This window comes from Neobacillus sp. DZ-9, from assembly GCF_059587065.1.
Genome location: NZ_JCAIOL010000003.1, coordinates 109,089 through 125,717 on the forward strand (window position 1 = coordinate 109,089; position 16,629 = coordinate 125,717).

Sequence of the window (16,629 nt, forward strand, 5' to 3'; positions counted from 1 at the left end):
ACCTGAATCACAGGGTGCCGTCTTGAGATTTGATTCGAGATGAATTCCTAATAAAAATGTTCTCCTTCTGATATATGAAGAATGTTATATAGTACTCCATCCATTTTTGTTCCCCCGCCTAAATCGCTCAAAAAGTAAAGGACATCATACTCCCACATATCCGGGTTATAGATAACTAAATATTCTGCATGGTCCATTTTTGGGATATTTTCTCCGATTGATTCTATTAAGTTATTTAAACTTTCCTGTGGTTGGATTTTTCTTTTGATTTGAAATAGATACCTATTTTCTTTGATTTTCGATGTAGTCGTATCAATTAGAGGAATTCCAACATTTACGCGCTGCCAGCCAAAAGATCGTAAAATATTGTCATAATAGCCATTAAATAAAAACTTGTTTAGCCCGTTGCTGCCATTCCATAGATATAATGGACAATAACTATTTTGAATATTATTATTGGTCCCCTTTTCTGTTACCAAATACAGTTTAAATTTGAGATCTTCAAATCCATCTGTTTTATGACCATTATCTCTTACTCTGTTTTTGATAATATTCATATCATAGTCACTTGGCAAGGTTATCTTGTATTGTGTCGCAATCATTTAACTTTTACCTCCTTTATCTTCTTTATTGTAATGCTATTTTACCAAAAATTCTCAGAAAAAAAGCAAAGGCTCTGTTAAATTTGGTTGTTGATTTCCGCTCCAGGCGCTCGCTTTCCGCGGGCGTGCCGGGGAGCCTCCTCGGCGCTTTTAGCGCCCGTGGGGTCTCCCCAGACCCGTACTCCCGCAGGAGTCGAGTGCCTTCCGCTCCAATCAACAAAGTATAAAAAAACAATATCGTTTAACAGAGCCAAAGCAAAAAAGCTAGTCCCTTTTCAAAAAGGCGACAAGCTTTTTTAACAAAAATTATATTTTTTTAACTTTAATGGGACTTACCATTAAAAGAGCCAGGATCATGGTAATCCATGCATTGCTGTATAGAAATAATCCCATTCCGGCTAAGGGTAGTCCAGCAGCAGGAATAGGCAGCCCCTTAAAGTACCCAATGGTTGGTTTGATGCTAAACCTTGCCAACCTTAATGCCCCCATCGTAGGAAAAAGAATAAAGGCTAATGAGGTAAAAAATGATGGCGCTGCCAGCGAATGAAAAAGAAGGGCAGGAGCGACGCCAAAGCTAACAATGTCAGCTAATGAATCCAATTCTACCCCAAATTCACTATTCACCTTTAATTTTCTCGCAATTCGTCCATCCAGAAGATCTAGGACTGCCGATAAGAAAATAAAAATGCAGGCCATTTTCAAATAACCGCTCATATTGAAGGTAATTGAAAATACCCCGCATAATAAATTTCCGATTGTAAACAAATTAGGAACAGATTTTACTAGAGGTTGCAACAAGGTAGAATCCCCCTGACTTTTAACACTCCTTCTACCTCTATAGCATTTTCTATCTCCTATTCCATTATTCATTATTCAAAGTACGCGCTGCTTTTTCTTATTGCTTTTTAATTGGAGTCACGACTGCAAATAAATTTTCAGATGGATCAGATACATTAATTTCAATGATCTTATATCCATTCTCTCCATCTTTTAACTCGTTTTTTAAAATGAAGTCATTATTATTCATATCTTTTTCTTCCTCTCAAACAAAATACTCACAGAAGTTACTATATGTGAGAGGTTAAGATATGTGCATGATATTTTTGAAAAATAATTCTAAAATCCGCTTCGTTTTGGTTCAAATGTTTTACAACATGTTTCAGCTGAGTTGACAGCTTTATCCTGATGATTCTTTTCACCTAATTCGGAAGACATTTCCGTATCATATCTGGCATGACTATCTAGTTCCACCATGATTTTTTCAGCTGTACAAACATTACCTTCCCCATAATACGTACAGTTAGCGATCGCACAAGAAACTTCAACCTTAGGCATTTTATTACCTCCAAATTTAATGTCCATTGCTTTTTTTATTTTTTACAATAACGATTATTTCATTCAAGGTGAATTCTTCTCTAACCAACAAATAAAGGAGCCCAAATAGGCTCCTTTTAAGTATTTTATTAGAATTTGGAATGATAATTTTCAATTTCCCACGTATGAACAGCTGTACGATAGCTATCCCATTCGGCTTTCTTCAAGGAAACATATTCGTTGTATACGTGCTCGCCCAGTGTATTAGCAGCAATTTCTCCTGATTCTAGTTCCTTGATAGCGGCTGCTAGGCTGCCAGGCAGGTTTTCGATTCCGCGGAACGCTCGCTCCTCTTCATTCATGTGGAAGATATCTTCATTAATTGGAGCTGGTGCTTCAAGTCCTTTTTCGATACCGTCTAAGCCTGCAGAGGCAATAACTGCAAAGGTTAGGTATGGGTTAGACGATGGATCTGGACAACGTAATTCCACACGTGTAGCCAAGCCTTTTTTAGCTGGAATTCGAATGAGAGCTGAACGGTTGGAAGCAGACCAAGCAATATAACAAGGCGCTTCATATCCAGGCACTAAACGCTTATAAGAATTTACAAGCGGGTTCGTTACTGCTGTAAAGCTCTTCACGTTTTCAAGAACACCTGCAATAAATTGATATGCTTTTTCCGATAATTGTAATTCATCTGAAGGATCAAAGAAGACATTTTCGCTTCCTTCAAAGAAGGACATATTAACATGCATTCCAGATCCGTTGATTCCAAAAACTGGTTTTGGCATGAAGGTAGCATGTAGTCCGAATTTCTTCGCTACCGTCTTCACGACCCATTTATATGTAGTAGCAAGGTCAGCAGCCGTTAGGACATCCGCATATTTAAAGTTAATCTCATGCTGCCCTTCTGCTACTTCGTGGTGTGAGGCTTCAATCGTAAAGCCCATTGCTTTTAACGCACGGTAGATTTCTAAGCGAACGCGCTCGCCAAGATCATGTGGAGATGGTTCGAAATAGCCTGCTTTATCCCCGAGTTCTTGAGTTGCATAACCATTTTCGTCTGTTTTAAAAAGGAAAAATTCTAATTCTGGTCCAACTGAAATGGTATAGCCATTGTCAGCGGCACGGTCAACGGTTTTCTTGAGAACGTTTCTAGTATCCCCTTCAAAAAGACTTCCATCAGGATTCTTTACAGAGCATAAGAAGCGTGCTTCTGAATAATTAGTTTCGACTGTCCAAGGAAGAACAGCAAATGTATTAAGATCTGGTTGCAGGTAAAGGTCCGATTTATTAATTGGGGAAAAGCCCTTAATCGAAGAACCATCAAACATCATTTTGCCTTCGACTACATCTTCTAATTGTTCAGTTGTTACCGTAACGTGCTTAAGAATTCCTTCAATATCGACAAATTGTAAGTGTAATAGTTCCACACTTTTTTCTTTAATCGTCTCTTTGATTTGTTCAAGAATTGCAGTATCTACAGGTACATTTGAAATAAGTGTTTCAGTCATGTTACATTACCTCTCTGTCTCATGTTATATTTTCTCACATCTATTTAATAACTTGATTATAGTTAAAAAAAGGTCATTTGACAATCTTTTTTTGCATACTTTTTTGAATATTTATTCTGAAATTTAGGTAAGCGTTTTCATATATTTGAATAGGGTGCTGATTTTTTCGCCATGGATCGAAGGGTTTCTATTTATAAATATACAAATATATGTATTCTTGTTACATATATAAAAAAAGATGTCCTAAAAGCTAGGCTTTTGGGACATCCTCGAAATAACCATAGAATTTATCATTTACGCAAATCACATTGTGCTGGTATCAATTACGAAACGATACTTCACATCGGAAGCTAATACGCGTTCGTAGGCTTCGTCAATTTGGTTGGCTGAAATTACTTCAATCTTAGGAACAATGTTGTGTTTCGCACAGAATTCCAACATTTCTTGAGTTTCACGAATACCGCCAATCATTGAACCTGCAAATGAACGGCGATGACCGATGAGAGAAAACACATTTACTGACAATGGCTCTGCTGGCGCACCCACGTTTACTAGAGTACCATCCAGAGTCAGCAAGGAGAAATATGCATTAATGTCAATTTTCGCACTTACCGTGTTAATAATTAAGTCAAAGGATCTGGCAAGTTTCTGGAATGTTTCTGGATCGCTTGTGGCATAGTAGTTGTCTGCGCCGAATTGCAAGCCGTCGTCCTTTTTACTTAATGATTGTGATAGAACCGTGACCTCGGCACCCATCGCATGTGCGATCTTAACGGCCATATGACCAAGACCTCCCATACCAACAACCGCTACTTTCTTTCCTGGACCGGCTCCCCAATGGTTAAGTGGAGAATATGTCGTAATTCCCGCACAGAGTAAGGGTGCTGCGGCGTCAAGTTCAATGCTATCGGGAATTCTCACTACGAATTCCTCCGTTACGACAATATGAGTAGAATAGCCACCTTGTGTTGGCTCTCCATATTTATCAACACCATTGTAGGTAGGGACATTTCCATTTAGACAGTATTGTTCCTCCCCTCGGCGGCAGTTTTCACATTTTCCACAGGAGTCCACCATACATCCGACCCCAACTCGGTCACCGACTTTGTACTTTGTGACCTCTGCTCCTACTTCCGTGACGATCCCCGCAATCTCGTGTCCAGGTACGAGTGGATAGTTCACGGGACCCCATTCGCCATGAGCAGTATGGATGTCAGAATGGCAAATACCGGCAAATTTAATTTCAATTAGAACATCATGCAAATCAAGGTCGCGTCGATTAATTTCAGCTACTCGAAAGGGTTTGTCTGGTCCATCTACAGCTCGTGCTTTAGCAGTTATCATAAAAAAACCTCCGATAAATTATATTTTTTCAAGAGAATTAGGTTGTACCGGGCATTAATGCTTTCTCCTTCAATCACTCTTATCCCTACTCTTTTCTCTTGCAAAATTAATGTTAACCCTTATAGTCAACTCTAAGTCAATCTGTTAATTAAAAAAACATTTGATCTGTCGGACGTCTTTGACATACAGCAAATACCGTGATAAAATCCCATAAACTCTTAGAGTTAACTCGAAGTCTATATCAATCAGAATAGGAGATAAATGATGAAAACATATTCTATCGGAGAAGTTGCAAAAGAATTGAATCTTACACCATATACCCTGCGTTACTACGACAAGGAGGGTCTTTTGCCTTTTGTAGAACGGACATCCAGCGGAATACGATTGTTTAAAGAATCCGATATTGCCGCTTTGAAAGTAATTGAATGTCTTAAATCAACCGGTATGCCAATCAAGGAAATTAAATATTTCATTGATTGGTGTTCTGATGGGGATTCCACATTGCAACAAAGATATGACATGTTTTTAGAACGAAAAGCTACTGTAGAAGCACAAATGGAAGAACTAAAAAAAACAATGGAAGTCATTGAGCATAAATGCTTATATTACAAGACTGCATTGGATGCCGGCACGGAGAATATACATAAAAACACTAAAATAGGAATTTCCGTTACTAGTTAAAAGAAAGCCACCTGTATTTCATAAATTGTATATGAAATACAGGTGGCTTTATTTCTACATATACTGCTGATTCCTTCAAAAAAGTTGTTAGAGTGGCTTAGTCATGATAAAGTCTATTTGTTCTTCATCCCCCATATAAAAAGAATGGGCTCCAGTTTGAACAAACCCCATTTTCTTATAAAAAGCAATCGCATTTTCATTTTTTTCCCATACGCCAAGCCAGATTTTCTTTTTATTACTTTCCATCGCAATTTCCAGTGCTTTATTTAGTAGATATTTACCAAGCCCATGTTTTTGAAATTTGTTCTTTATATAAATCCTCTCGATTTCAAGTGATTCATTACCCATTGCTTCAGACTGGGCATCGTTGGTATTGACCTTTAAATATCCTGCGACTTCATTATTAAAATAAACAAAAAAGAATTGTGAAGAAATATTGGATAATTCTTTTTCTAATTGTTTTAAGTTAAACGCCCTCTCCAAATAGGCAGTCATATTTTCGGGTGAGTTCTGATGCATAAATGTTTCATTGAATGTTTCATAACTAACTTCTTGAAGTTTGTGTAAATCCTCAAGGTTACACTGATTTATATTAATAGTCATTTTAATATGCCGCTCCTTAATATATCAATAATTCCTCTTGTTTCCCTTTTTTACAAATTCCCAATCTTTTTCTACATTTTTTCTTACTCTTTGAAGAAGATTGAAAATGGTTTCTACTTCTCCTTCGGAAAACCCCTCTAATGCAACGATATTGGAATAATCGTTTTCTCTTTTTATAAAAGGAAAAACATTTTTCCCTTTCTCTGTTGGAAATAGTTTTTTTATTTTTTGGTTATGTTGATCATCTCTCTTTTCAATAAAACCATTCATTTCAAGCTTTTTTATAGCACGTGCTGTAGTTGTTCGATCTACTTTTATCATCTCAGCTAATTTTTCTTGAATGACTCCTGGGTTTTCACATATACGCACCAAGTATAGATACTGCCCTTTTGTAAGGTCATATTCTTTGAATTCAATATTACTTATAGAATCTAATGCCCTTGCAATCATTCCAATTTCTCGTAAAATTTCTTGCATAATTATCTCCTTAACCTATTTTTTTGTTGCATTTACTATAAAATTGATATAAATTAAATTTAACCTATTTTTATTGCATTTGCAACAAAATAATTATGTAAAAGGACTGAAAAAAATGTTTGTAAAAAGAATAACGATTGATGAAGATTTAAGGGCAGCATTTGCAATTCGAAAACAAGTATTTGTGAAGGAACAAGGCGTACCACTAGAAGATGAATTTGATCAATTTGATGCACTTAATGGACTATGCGAACATATCCTAGTCCATTACAATGAACAACCAGTCGGAACGGGAAGAATACGGTTTATGGATGGAGTAGGTAAATTGGAGAGAATCTGCATCCTTGAACCTTTCCGTAAATTTGGGCTCGGAAAAATCATTATAAAAGAGTTAGAAGAAATAGCGGAAGAATGGGGAGCATCGCAGATTAAATTACATGGCCAAAAGCAGGCGGAAGGATTTTATAAAAAACTAGGGTTTAGAACTTCATCTACAATCTTTATAGAAGATGGAATTCCACATATTCTCATGCTAAAAAAATTACCTACTAAAAAATGAAATGAGGTCGAATAAAGTTAAATATGTTGTCTATGTATTAGGAATTTTAGTATTAACCCTTGGTATTTCTTTAACGATACAATCAGACCTTGGGACTTCACCTTTTGATGCACTTTTGGTCGGTCTATCAATAAATGTGGGGCTTACTGTGGGAAGTTGGGAAATCATCATCGCTTTAATACTAATTTGTTGTAATTCATTTTTAAAAAGACAAAGACCAGAAATTTTGGGATTGTTGACAGCTTTTATAACGGGTATTGGTATTGATATGTGGCTGTTTTTATTACAAAATCTTATAACCCCCAAATTATTGTTAAGTAAACTTGTTTGTTTTGGAATAGGCATAGTTATTATAGGCTTAGGAACAGCAATATATTTAAACACAAATTTTGCACCAATGCCTGTTGACCATTTCATGCTAATAATTAGAGAATTAGCTGGAATGAGTATGATGATCTCTAAAACATTAATTTATCTTCTATTCCTGACAATGGCTTTCATATTCAATGGTCCAATTGGTATTGGGACTATCTTTACCGTTTGTGTGGGAGGTCCGATTCTTAAAAACTTTATGCCATTGGTTGCAAAAAGATTGAGCACACTTATTGATACTAATACAGCGACTACTAGTGAAGAAAACAAAACTCATTCTGTCTAGAATAGGATTTAATTTTCTTCTTAAACTATCGTGGTTAGTACCACAACAAAAGGAATCGCAGCTGCGATTCCTTCTTTAACTCCTCAACTACTCCATTACCTTATTGAATATTCCCCCCCTTCGTATGTCTTAACTGCTCCAATACACTTGGATCCTTGATATTCTTATCCTCCGCTAGCATCATGACCTTTGATAGGATCTCCGCAGTTTTTGGATCTTCATCTAGGAATGGTAGGAAGAGCTTTCCTCTATGCTGCGAGTGAACTGGTAGGATGTTCAGGTTTCCACTTGCTTGCTTGTAGGCCATGCCACTTCCTAAGTGGACACCGTATTCTCCGAGATTTCCTTTTATAAGTGCGAAGTTTCCTTCGATTCTTACATTGTTAATTTTCATTAATCTTAAAGATTCCTGTAGGATGGCTGCTCTCATTTCAATTGTTGTTAGGCTTGATTCTGGGTCAACGCCGCCAACATGGGCGACACTTACGACTAGGTCTACATCTCTCATTGTTTCAGATAAGATGATTTTTGGAATTTTGATTAACTCTAAGCTTTTATTGGTGTTTCGATCAAAGAATTCAACCGTTTCAAGGGTTGGGCTTTCGACGTCAGAAGGTGAGAACCAGTCTGCAATTGCATAGATTTTTGCAATGATGTTTTCTTTGTGATAGACCTTTTGCAGTCCTTCTTCATAGTTAACGGTCCACATACGATTTTTTAACAGGGCAACAGCTTTCTTTGGCTGAATTTGGTGTCCTGCATAGCGTCTGGATTCTGTTCCCGCTGCTTCTTCGTCTGCATTTAGTCGGTATAGTTCACGGAATACCTGTTTGAATGGCTGCTTGATTTGCTGATCAAATAGATAACGCTGGTAGTCACTCCAGCTGCCGCTTTCATATAGGTGAACCGGGTGAGCCACGGTCACTTTATCGTCTGTTTGAAGCTGATAGCTTTCCCCTGTTGGAGTTTGAAGCTCTTCTCCAGTAAAGAAGCCTAATTTGTCCCCAGCCTTGAACACAAGCTTTTTCACAAGTGGAGCAACAACTGGATTTTTCAACATGTTGACTAGTTCCTGTAATGTGAATGGTGTTTCTAGCTCCATAGAGCGTTCAAGCTCCTCTTTTGCTCGGCTATATTGCTCCTTCAGCCCTGTGTTTACTTCTTTTAGCTCTAAGATGTATTCATGCTTTTTATATTTTGGTGGGACAGATTTCAGCTCTTTGTTGTTTTTAATGATCTTGATGGCACCCTTCCCATTTTCATCAATTACTAGCTGAACCCTCATATCGTCAATCTCCACTGGCTCTAGGACGTGCATGACCTCTTCCATTTTCCGCGCTTCCATATTCCAGCGTAGTCTTGTTACATCCTTATACCCTGCATTTCGAGCGAGGTTATCTAGTGCAATCGCAACAATCTTTGCTTCACTTGCACGTCGCTGTGCTCCAAATTGCTTGCTTTCTTTGAAAAATTTCTGTATGAACTCATAGCGCTCTAGCACATCATTTGTGTTTGCTGATTCGATTGGGATCAAGCTATAGCATAGCAAATGATCCTTGTTTCGCTTCGTTTCAACAGAGGTTTTCATATCCTCTAAGGTTAGCTTACCAAGTGTTGCATCAGCAAAAAGCTGGGCACGGCGATGGTTGGCACCGGCTGAAATATATTTTGCACAATCATATAATATATTGAAGCGCTCCTCACCTAATTGCGCGTAAGCCTCTTTGAACCAATCAATATCAAAGGCACCATCATGGAATTCCTCTGGAGTGATCGGTGAGTAGTGCGCAACTATCGTTTCTTTTTCAGCAGAGAAGGATTCGTTCGTATGCGCATGGAAATACCAGGATGTACTCTTTAGCCCATCCCATTTTAAATATGCTGCTACAATATCCAGCCATTGTGGTGCATACATCGCAGCCTCAAGTAAACGTTTGTCAGCGATCTTCTTTTCTTTTACAAGTTGTGCCAGCAGCTCCTCGTTCTCGCCCTCCTTCGGGTGACAGACTTGTAGTAAGTGGCTCAACGCTTCCTTCTTTGTCACATTCATATTGTCATAGTAATAGAAATAGCCACGGACGAACGATTCTTTATCGAGCCCTGATAATAATGTGATCAAATACTCCATTCCCTCGTAATACATGATACCTGTTGCATGTGGAGTTACCTCTGTTTGGAGATCACCACGCTTTAGTTCAATATCAAGGATACGAGCGATGACCTTTTCTTTTATCGACGCAATGGAAGGATACTCTTTCGTGATGCCCTTCTTCGCATTTGTTAGCTCTAAAATGTGATCTCTACTATTCTCTCTTCCTAATAGCTCTTTTGTCAGTTCATTCTCGTCGATAAGCAGTAGTTCATAGGCTCGGACTAACTCCTCAAGGTCTGGACCAAATCTTTTGAAGTTATTTATCGTGTATAACCTATATAATAGAAGCAAGTAGGTTTTGTTGGATGCCTCATCATACACATTTGCCTTTGCCCAATCTAGCCATGGGTATGCAATCAGCTGATACATCTGACGCTCTGACTTCCGCTTATCCTCAGGGATAGCCTCAATCATCGTATGAAGCATCCTACTTGCTGTTTCGAAAATGTCTTCTTTGTTAAGGTCCTGGAAATAAGTCGATACAATTTCGTTCATCTGACTATAATAAAGAAGCTCAGGTGCAAAGGTATAGAATGCCTTTACCTTCTCTAATGGATAAACGCTATCGAGAAACTCCTTGCGCCAATCATTTGGCTTCTTATAGTCATCCATTTCCCAGTTGTTAATCTTTTTATAATAATAGCGATACACTAGGTCTAAACTGAACATGACATTTAGCTCGATAAGTTCAGGTGTAGTGATTTTTGTTGTTTTATAATAGTCCTTCCAAACCTCAGCTAGTGGCAGGTCATCGATTCCCTCCCGCTTGTCATGCATGTTGACGTTTCGGCCCCGTGTTAGAGTAGTACCCACTAAGTGCGTTTCCTTATAACCATACCAATCGACTTCATATTCGTGCTCGCGATGCTCGTGAATTAACTCGGAAAGGCCAGTTAAGATCTCTTGGATTCTTGTAAAATCGGTCGAGAACACGTTACTGGTTTCGACTTTTGGGATATGGTCAGTTGGCAACTCGCATTGTTTTTCTGGATCGTATAGACCGAAACCGTTCTTTAAGTTATATTCCTCTTTTGTTGTAAACTTGTCGATTAATAGCTTTTCTTTTTCAGTCGGAGCCTTGATAACCTTCCATTTGTCTTTTACCTTTTTGAATTTTTCCAGTGATGCTTCTTTTAACTCTGAGATCATTTCAAGGCCGCCAACCCGTTGCAGTTCACTTTTGCTTATTAAAAGTCGGTCTAGTGATTCTTCTAGTTTTTCGTCTACTAGCTTTAGTAAAAGCTTAATAGCACTTTGACGGAGGTTTCCTGTTTTTAATTTTAGGATTGCTTCAACTTTGTCTATTTCGTCAGGTGTAAGGGTTATATCTAGGATTCGTGTCATCGCTTTTTCACGATTGGTCATGCTTTTATCAGATAAGCATGCAAAAATATACTCCCGTTGAGGAGGGTTGGATTGATCTTGAGTAAAGCAATCGAGTAAATACCCTCTCGTGTCTGAGTTGTACATGTCTTTTTTCTCGATGATTTGCGTGATGAGTCCCTGGTCCATATCATAGGCAATCAGGTAAAGCATCTTTTTTGCGATGGAGTCCGCAGAGTACGCTACCTCTAAGCCACTGAAAACCCTGGATTTGATTGTTATTTCTTTTTTCGGAGCAGTGTCTAACATTGTTTTTAAAAGAGTGAACTGGCGTAATCGCTCGGACCTTTCTTCAAGTGCCGGAATGCGTTCGAACTCGATTTTATGAATATGCTGATTGGTCTTACGGTTCCAGTTCCACGAAAAATAGCACTCGTACGTATAGTTAGTGAGGAGAAAGACCTGGAGCTCATGGTCGGTTTCGTCTAGATGCTTGGAGGCAATCGTGTACTTAAGCAGGTCGTTCTGACTCTGGGCGAGCATATATTGGGCGACAATCTTCTGATAGGTTTCTCCGTTATCCATAAGCGCGTTTACCTGGTGCTTGAGGTCCTCCTCCTCGAATACTGCACTCGCCCATAGACTTGTGTACAGCTTGTTCATATCCTCACTCTGCAGCCACCGCTTGCGGAGGTCAGGATTTGTTAGGCATTCATGGATGTATTGAATCATTTGCTTGGTGATGCGGGCTTGCTCTGCCTCAAGGGTTAAGCCTGTCCACACGTCAATTGCTCTAACAACAGAGCTGTATCGTATTAGGTTGTTGTCAAGGATAACGTTAAGCAGGTATGTTGTAGCCGCAAGTGTACCTTCATCCATTGTTTCGACGATACTTTGGCGGAGACCCTCTTGAAGTCTCGCTGCCACAAGGAGCTCGCCGATGATACTATAGGCTTCCTCACGATGGCTGAGCAGCATGCCCTTTATCATCTCTCTTGTGAGGAGGGCAGTGTTGTTGTCACCGTAGATGATTTCTTTAAGTGCGCTTAGCACGTCGTCGTTTTGCTGGTCTAGCTCAAAGGCGATAATGTCGCTGATCACCTGGTTGTTAAGGTCAAGGTTTCGGTTTGTAAGAATGTCCATGATGGTTACGTGGTGCTTTTCTAGATCATGGAGTGATGCGCACTTTTCGATGATTCTGTTTAAGTGGGCTGTTATATTTTTCGTGCGGAATGGTCTCCGGTTATAGCCCGTTGAATAGGAATACTCAATTGCGTGATTGATGATGTATTGCATGACAGTGGCGTGGTAATCGCCGAGTAAATTCCGCGTAAAGTCCACCAGCCGTTTGAACTTGTCTTGGTCAGTTTCTGCTTGCTCGTTGAGCGTATTGGTGAAGCGACGAATATGTCGGTCCTGGTTATAGTAATCCGTTTGCATGAACTTTAGGATGTGTTTAGCTAGCTTTTGATCCTGTTCATCGAGTGTTGCGATCTTTGCTTCATAATCTATTAAATAATTTCCGCTTGATTCTATCGTCATTTCGTATCCTCCTTTGGGTGGACTTGGGGGACGGATTTCCTCGTTCTTTTTGAATCACAGGAACGTCCCTCTGGATTAGTGCAGTAGTCAGCCTACCACATCCGGCCCGTGAGCATGGTCAGGCGTATGAACACGACTTCGTCATCTTCTGTTATCTCTAGTAGGGTATCTAGCTGCTCAGTTTCTTCGTCATTTATGAACACCCTGTATAATCCGTCTTCAAAGGCTTGGATGGCGGTTTCGATTGCTTTCGTTAGATCTGCTTGCTTGTCATTATATAGAATTTGGAAGCCTACTTTTCCGGCTTGGGCTTGCTGCTCGATGTCTGAGTTGGAAAGAAAGTTTATTAGTGGTGTTTCTGGATTGCTAGCTTTGTTGTTGAACTGTTCGACGTTTTGTATTACGACTTGGGTAATAAGTTCTCTTAGTGTGTTTGGCTTTTTTTGCATCTCGTAGGGTTGTTTTGTGATGAAGTTTTTGCGTTTTGCTAGGGATTTTAGTGATATGTAAATGTTCATATGCAATTACCTCAGTATTTTTGATCGTTTTCACATATTATAATATGGTTTGGGTGTATTAGAGATGATTTATTTCTAACGGCACTTTTGTTAACCTTTATAACTCTAGCTAAATGGAAAAAATCGGCATCATGATTTACACCACCCCGTTCCAAGAAAGATAAAAAACAAAATAATTACCTCACTTTTCTAATTCATGCTACAACCTCATTTTTATTAAATATTATCATTTCAATATATGTTATTGGTGCTTTTTCTAATAATTTAGTTGAATAAAAAATAGGGTCACCGCAGCAACTTAGTCAATATTTAATTCAAATCAGTAAAGTGTCGGGCTGTTTCGGATGTTAAAGAATTTAAAAGCGGGGGTCAGCTCGCGGGCAATGAAAGACTAAAAAAAGACGACTCCAAGCATTCAATAGATTTGCAAGAAAGTCGTCGTTTTTGATTTTGTGAATAATGAAGGACATTTTGCTTTATTCCGAAGCCAGTTTTGTCCTCAAGAGGCCTTATTGGGGACATTTCGCTTGCTCTTGAAGCCAGTTTTGTCCCTAAGAGGCCTTATTAAGGACATTTTGCTTCCTCCCGAAGTCAGTTTTGTCCTTAAGGACTCACTGCTATTATCCAAGTGTCTCCGATTCCAGTCGGAACCCTTCTACGACCACCTCTTCGTCGACCTCCAGCAATAAGCATCGTTTTCCTTCATAAGTAATATATTTTACATATTTCAGGTCTTTCGGGTTGATGGTTACATTGGCCAATTTCGTCTCAATTTTTATAGTTTTGGGAACTAAGCTGCTTGCTTTGAATTCATATTTTTCATCATCTATGATTTTTTTAATGGCATGTTCCACTTTTGCGGTCTCTACATTTTCAACGCCGCTTACGGTTAAAATGCGTTCGATATCCTTAGAATCCAATGTAGGAATTTCACTTTCTTCATTTTCTTGACTCTCTTGAACCAGCTTATCGATTTCTTCATACACATTGGAAATGACCCGGGATTCCACTTCGTCTCCCATCACTTCTTTTAAGATAAAATCGAAGCAGTCCTTATCTTCTTGGGCAGTAATGATTTCTTCACAATTTAGCACTTCTTCAATAAATCTGCCATCCGGTTGATTCGCTTTCCCTGCACAATAGAGAAGATGGTTCACATCTGCCGCATTGTCATTAAAAGCCGGGAACAGAAAGCCGGATAATGGAGAATCTAAATTAATAATCGGATCAAAGAAGTTATGCGATTTGAATTCTTTTTCAATATAATCAAACGTCAAAGCTCGTTTCGGCTGAATCGTTTTATTCAGACTGCAAAGGATAAATGGGCTCGAATAGACTTCATCATCCCCGCCTTCTTCGGTTTCTGTATTCCGTTTCCGGGTCGCTTTTCGGTATTCTCCCCGGATAAAGCTCACCACTGTATCAAATTCATATTTCGTGTTAGCAAACATTTTCAAGACGATTTCCAGCATGTATTCTTTCCAATCATCGGTTGTCTCTTGCTGTAATCCTTCGAAAAGGAACATTTGGGTGCTGTCTTCCACGTCCCGAATGAATTTCAGCTCAAACAGTTTAGCATCAAGCTGCCCTGTTAATACCTTCTTAAAGTTTGTTAAAAATAATTCTTGCGCTTCTTGTTCTAACATTTGGAACGGCTGGCTGACATGATGGTAAATCTCGCCTGATTCTTTCTGTACATAGACATTAAAGATTTCTCGAATTTGCAGGTTGTAATTGTCTAATTTAAATTGTTTCCGAATATTAGCGATATCTTTTTTATTCATTTCATTCAACTCCCATTCCTGATTATACTGTTCAGGCGGATAAATAGGAATACTCAATACCTCCTAATATCTAATGATTGGGCTTTTTGATAAAAAATGACAGGACTACATTCATCACCGCTAATCCTAAACTGATTGTAAATACCAATGAAGATCCCGCCGCCGCTGCTTGTGTCGGTACATTCGCCATGTCTGCTAAGGAACTATTCTGTTTGGCTGCCATGATCGATACCATGACTGCAATACCAACGGCACCTGCTACTTGTTGGATTGTTTGTGTTAACGCAATCCCGTCCGGATAGTATTGTCTCGGAAGGGAATTTAGCGTGTTTGTTTGTACATTTGCAAGTACCGCTCCAATACCTAACATCATGATAATATGAGTTCCCACGATCATCCATAAAGCCGTATCTATGCCAAACTGGGAATAAAATAAATATCCAAGGGCTACTAGTAGAGTTCCAGGTGTAATAATCGCTTTAGAACCATATACATCGAATAAACGGCCAATGGTTGGCGCTAATATACAGTTAAGCAGGCTTCCTGGCAGCAGGATTAAACCAGTTGTAAAAGCAGCTATTACTAAAGCCATTTGCATATACATTGGCAAAATGACAAGCATGGACAACATATTAAAAAACGTTATAAAACTCATAACAATACCAAGCACGAATTGAGGATATTGAAATGCTTTAAGATTCAGCATCGGATTCTTCATTTTCGTTTGACGAATTGAAAAAAGAATCAATGCACAAACCCCAGCAATGATAGAGACCATAACAGTTGAATTCGTCCAACCGCGCTCACCGCCAACACTCACTCCATAAACAAAACCACCGAATCCAATCGTCGAAAGAATAATAGATGCTGCATCAATTGAAACCTTACGGACCTCGTTTACATTCGGTAAATAAAGGAGCCCGAAAATAAGTGAGAATAGTAAGAAAGGGATTGTAACCCAAAAAATCCAGTGCCATGATAATGTATCTAGGATTAGACCGGCTAATGTTGGTCCAAGCGCAGGACCAGCTAACATAACTAAGCCCATAACCCCCATTGCCGCACCACGTTTATTTGGAGGGAAGATTGTAAATATAACATTCTGCGTTAATGGCAAAGTAATTGCTAAACCCGCCGCCTGAACGATTCGTCCCGTAAGTAATACACCAAAAACAGGTGCTGCGGCTGCTAGGATTGTACCGGAAATGAATAACGTTACAGCTGCTATAAACATTTGACGAGTTGTAAATTTCTGCATCAAGATCCCTGTAACTGGGACTAAAATGCCTAGAGTAAGAAAATAGGCTGTCGCAAGCCATTGAATCGTAGTAGCACTAACATGAAAGATTTGACTTAAATCTCCTAAAGCGATATTTAAAGCCGTTTCACTAAAAAGTCCGACAAAGCCTGCCACTAATAGTGCAGCCATAATCGGGCCTGTTTTGATTTCTGTTGTCGTTCTCGAAACTGAATTGCTTTGTTTTTTTGCTATTGATCCTGTTTGTGTATTCACGTATTAAACCCCTTCAATAATTTTATAGTATATCATTATTGTCAA

At 38.9% G+C, this 16,629-nt stretch carries 15 protein-coding genes; 3 read left to right on the plus strand and 12 right to left on the minus strand.

Annotated features, from left to right (window positions below; translation table 11 throughout):
• Positions 1-47: 47 nt before the first annotated feature.
• The 6 genes from AC59HZ_RS08930 to AC59HZ_RS08955 form a co-directional block, all read right to left on the minus strand.
• Positions 48-602 carry a DUF4865 family protein gene (locus tag AC59HZ_RS08930; RefSeq protein ID WP_496545464.1) on the minus strand — a complete coding sequence of 185 codons (555 nt, stop codon included), beginning with the start codon at positions 600-602 and terminating at the stop codon, positions 48-50.
• 306 nt (positions 603-908) lie between these two features.
• A complete protein-coding gene (pssA, locus tag AC59HZ_RS08935) occupies positions 909-1,400 on the minus strand; it encodes a CDP-diacylglycerol--serine O-phosphatidyltransferase (RefSeq protein ID WP_223587618.1) in 492 nt (163 codons plus the stop codon).
• Positions 1,401-1,497: 97 nt separating this feature from the next.
• Complete coding sequence (locus AC59HZ_RS08940) at positions 1,498-1,629, minus strand: hypothetical protein (protein WP_335443977.1); 132 nt, start codon at positions 1,627-1,629, stop codon at positions 1,498-1,500.
• 89 nt (positions 1,630-1,718) lie between these two features.
• Positions 1,719-1,937: a DUF1540 domain-containing protein gene (locus AC59HZ_RS08945; protein ID WP_496545465.1), complete on the minus strand. Its 219-nt coding sequence runs from the start codon at positions 1,935-1,937 to the stop codon at positions 1,719-1,721.
• 128 nt (positions 1,938-2,065) lie between these two features.
• On the minus strand, positions 2,066-3,430 hold the full coding sequence (glnA, locus tag AC59HZ_RS08950) for a type I glutamate--ammonia ligase (RefSeq protein WP_496545466.1): 1,365 nt from the start codon (positions 3,428-3,430) through the stop codon (positions 2,066-2,068).
• A gap of 303 nt (positions 3,431-3,733) precedes the next feature.
• Entirely contained in the window at positions 3,734-4,774 is a 1,041-nt protein-coding gene (locus AC59HZ_RS08955; protein WP_496545467.1) for an NAD(P)-dependent alcohol dehydrogenase, read from the minus strand.
• 264 nt (positions 4,775-5,038) lie between these two features.
• Between AC59HZ_RS08955 and AC59HZ_RS08960 the strand changes: the two genes are divergently transcribed.
• Positions 5,039-5,455 carry a MerR family transcriptional regulator gene (locus tag AC59HZ_RS08960; RefSeq protein WP_496546016.1) on the plus strand — a complete coding sequence of 139 codons (417 nt, stop codon included), beginning with the start codon at positions 5,039-5,041 and terminating at the stop codon, positions 5,453-5,455.
• 87 nt (positions 5,456-5,542) lie between these two features.
• Here AC59HZ_RS08960 and paiA read toward each other — a convergent pair whose 3' ends face one another.
• Both paiA and AC59HZ_RS08970 read right to left on the minus strand, forming a co-directional pair.
• Entirely contained in the window at positions 5,543-6,058 is a 516-nt protein-coding gene (paiA, locus tag AC59HZ_RS08965) for a spermidine/spermine N(1)-acetyltransferase (protein ID WP_496545468.1), read from the minus strand.
• 24 nt (positions 6,059-6,082) lie between these two features.
• On the minus strand, positions 6,083-6,535 hold the full coding sequence (locus AC59HZ_RS08970; protein ID WP_496545469.1) for a MarR family winged helix-turn-helix transcriptional regulator: 453 nt from the start codon (positions 6,533-6,535) through the stop codon (positions 6,083-6,085).
• A 115-nt stretch (positions 6,536-6,650) separates the two neighbouring features.
• On the opposite strand from AC59HZ_RS08970, the gene AC59HZ_RS08975 reads away from it, so the two are divergent.
• Together AC59HZ_RS08975 and AC59HZ_RS08980 are read left to right on the plus strand one after the other, a co-directional pair.
• The gene (locus AC59HZ_RS08975) at positions 6,651-7,094 is read left to right on the plus strand and encodes a GNAT family N-acetyltransferase (RefSeq protein WP_496545470.1); all 444 of its coding nucleotides are present in this window, start codon (positions 6,651-6,653) and stop codon (positions 7,092-7,094) included.
• 1 nt (position 7,095) lies between these two features.
• Positions 7,096-7,752 (plus strand): YczE/YyaS/YitT family protein, encoded by a 657-nt coding sequence (locus tag AC59HZ_RS08980; protein ID WP_496545471.1) that lies wholly within the window; start codon positions 7,096-7,098, stop codon positions 7,750-7,752.
• 100 nt (positions 7,753-7,852) lie between these two features.
• On the opposite strand, the gene AC59HZ_RS08985 is transcribed toward AC59HZ_RS08980, so the two are convergent.
• The 4 genes from AC59HZ_RS08985 to AC59HZ_RS09000 all read right to left on the minus strand — a co-directional run bounded on the left by AC59HZ_RS08985 (position 7,853) and on the right by AC59HZ_RS09000 (position 16,500).
• Positions 7,853-12,769 (minus strand): DUF4132 domain-containing protein, encoded by a 4,917-nt coding sequence (locus tag AC59HZ_RS08985; protein ID WP_496545472.1) that lies wholly within the window; start codon positions 12,767-12,769, stop codon positions 7,853-7,855.
• A gap of 92 nt (positions 12,770-12,861) precedes the next feature.
• Positions 12,862-13,287 (minus strand): hypothetical protein, encoded by a 426-nt coding sequence (locus tag AC59HZ_RS08990; RefSeq protein ID WP_496545473.1) that lies wholly within the window; start codon positions 13,285-13,287, stop codon positions 12,862-12,864.
• Positions 13,288-13,907: 620 nt separating this feature from the next.
• Entirely contained in the window at positions 13,908-15,071 is a 1,164-nt protein-coding gene (locus AC59HZ_RS08995) for a DUF4317 domain-containing protein (RefSeq protein WP_496546017.1), read from the minus strand.
• 70 nt (positions 15,072-15,141) lie between these two features.
• On the minus strand, positions 15,142-16,500 hold the full coding sequence (locus AC59HZ_RS09000) for a DHA2 family efflux MFS transporter permease subunit (RefSeq protein ID WP_496546018.1): 1,359 nt from the start codon (positions 16,498-16,500) through the stop codon (positions 15,142-15,144).
• Between the last annotated feature and the right edge of the window lie 129 nt (positions 16,501-16,629).

Bases quoted from the DNA above. Each gene is read 5' to 3' on its own strand.
- AC59HZ_RS08930 (WP_496545464.1), bottom strand. From the start codon at position 602: ATGATTGCGACACAATACAAGATAACCTTGCCAAGTGACTATGATATG.
- AC59HZ_RS08995 (WP_496546017.1), bottom strand. From the start codon at position 15,071: ATGAATAAAAAAGATATCGCTAATATTCGGAAACAATTTAAATTAGAC.
- AC59HZ_RS09000 (WP_496546018.1), bottom strand. From the start codon at position 16,500: ATGGCTGCACTATTAGTGGCAGGCTTTGTCGGACTTTTTAGTGAAACG.
- AC59HZ_RS08945 (WP_496545465.1), bottom strand. From the start codon at position 1,937: ATGCCTAAGGTTGAAGTTTCTTGTGCGATCGCTAACTGTACGTATTAT.
- AC59HZ_RS08985 (WP_496545472.1), bottom strand. From the start codon at position 12,769: ATGACGATAGAATCAAGCGGAAATTATTTAATAGATTATGAAGCAAAG.
- AC59HZ_RS08955 (WP_496545467.1), bottom strand. From the start codon at position 4,774: ATGATAACTGCTAAAGCACGAGCTGTAGATGGACCAGACAAACCCTTT.
- paiA (WP_496545468.1), bottom strand. From the start codon at position 6,058: ATGACTATTAATATAAATCAGTGTAACCTTGAGGATTTACACAAACTT.
- glnA (WP_496545466.1), bottom strand. From the start codon at position 3,430: ATGACTGAAACACTTATTTCAAATGTACCTGTAGATACTGCAATTCTT.
- AC59HZ_RS08970 (WP_496545469.1), bottom strand. From the start codon at position 6,535: ATGCAAGAAATTTTACGAGAAATTGGAATGATTGCAAGGGCATTAGAT.
- AC59HZ_RS08940 (WP_335443977.1), bottom strand. From the start codon at position 1,629: ATGAATAATAATGACTTCATTTTAAAAAACGAGTTAAAAGATGGAGAG.
- AC59HZ_RS08960 (WP_496546016.1), top strand. From the start codon at position 5,039: ATGAAAACATATTCTATCGGAGAAGTTGCAAAAGAATTGAATCTTACA.
- AC59HZ_RS08980 (WP_496545471.1), top strand. From the start codon at position 7,096: ATGAGGTCGAATAAAGTTAAATATGTTGTCTATGTATTAGGAATTTTA.
- AC59HZ_RS08990 (WP_496545473.1), bottom strand. From the start codon at position 13,287: ATGAACATTTACATATCACTAAAATCCCTAGCAAAACGCAAAAACTTC.
- AC59HZ_RS08975 (WP_496545470.1), top strand. From the start codon at position 6,651: ATGTTTGTAAAAAGAATAACGATTGATGAAGATTTAAGGGCAGCATTT.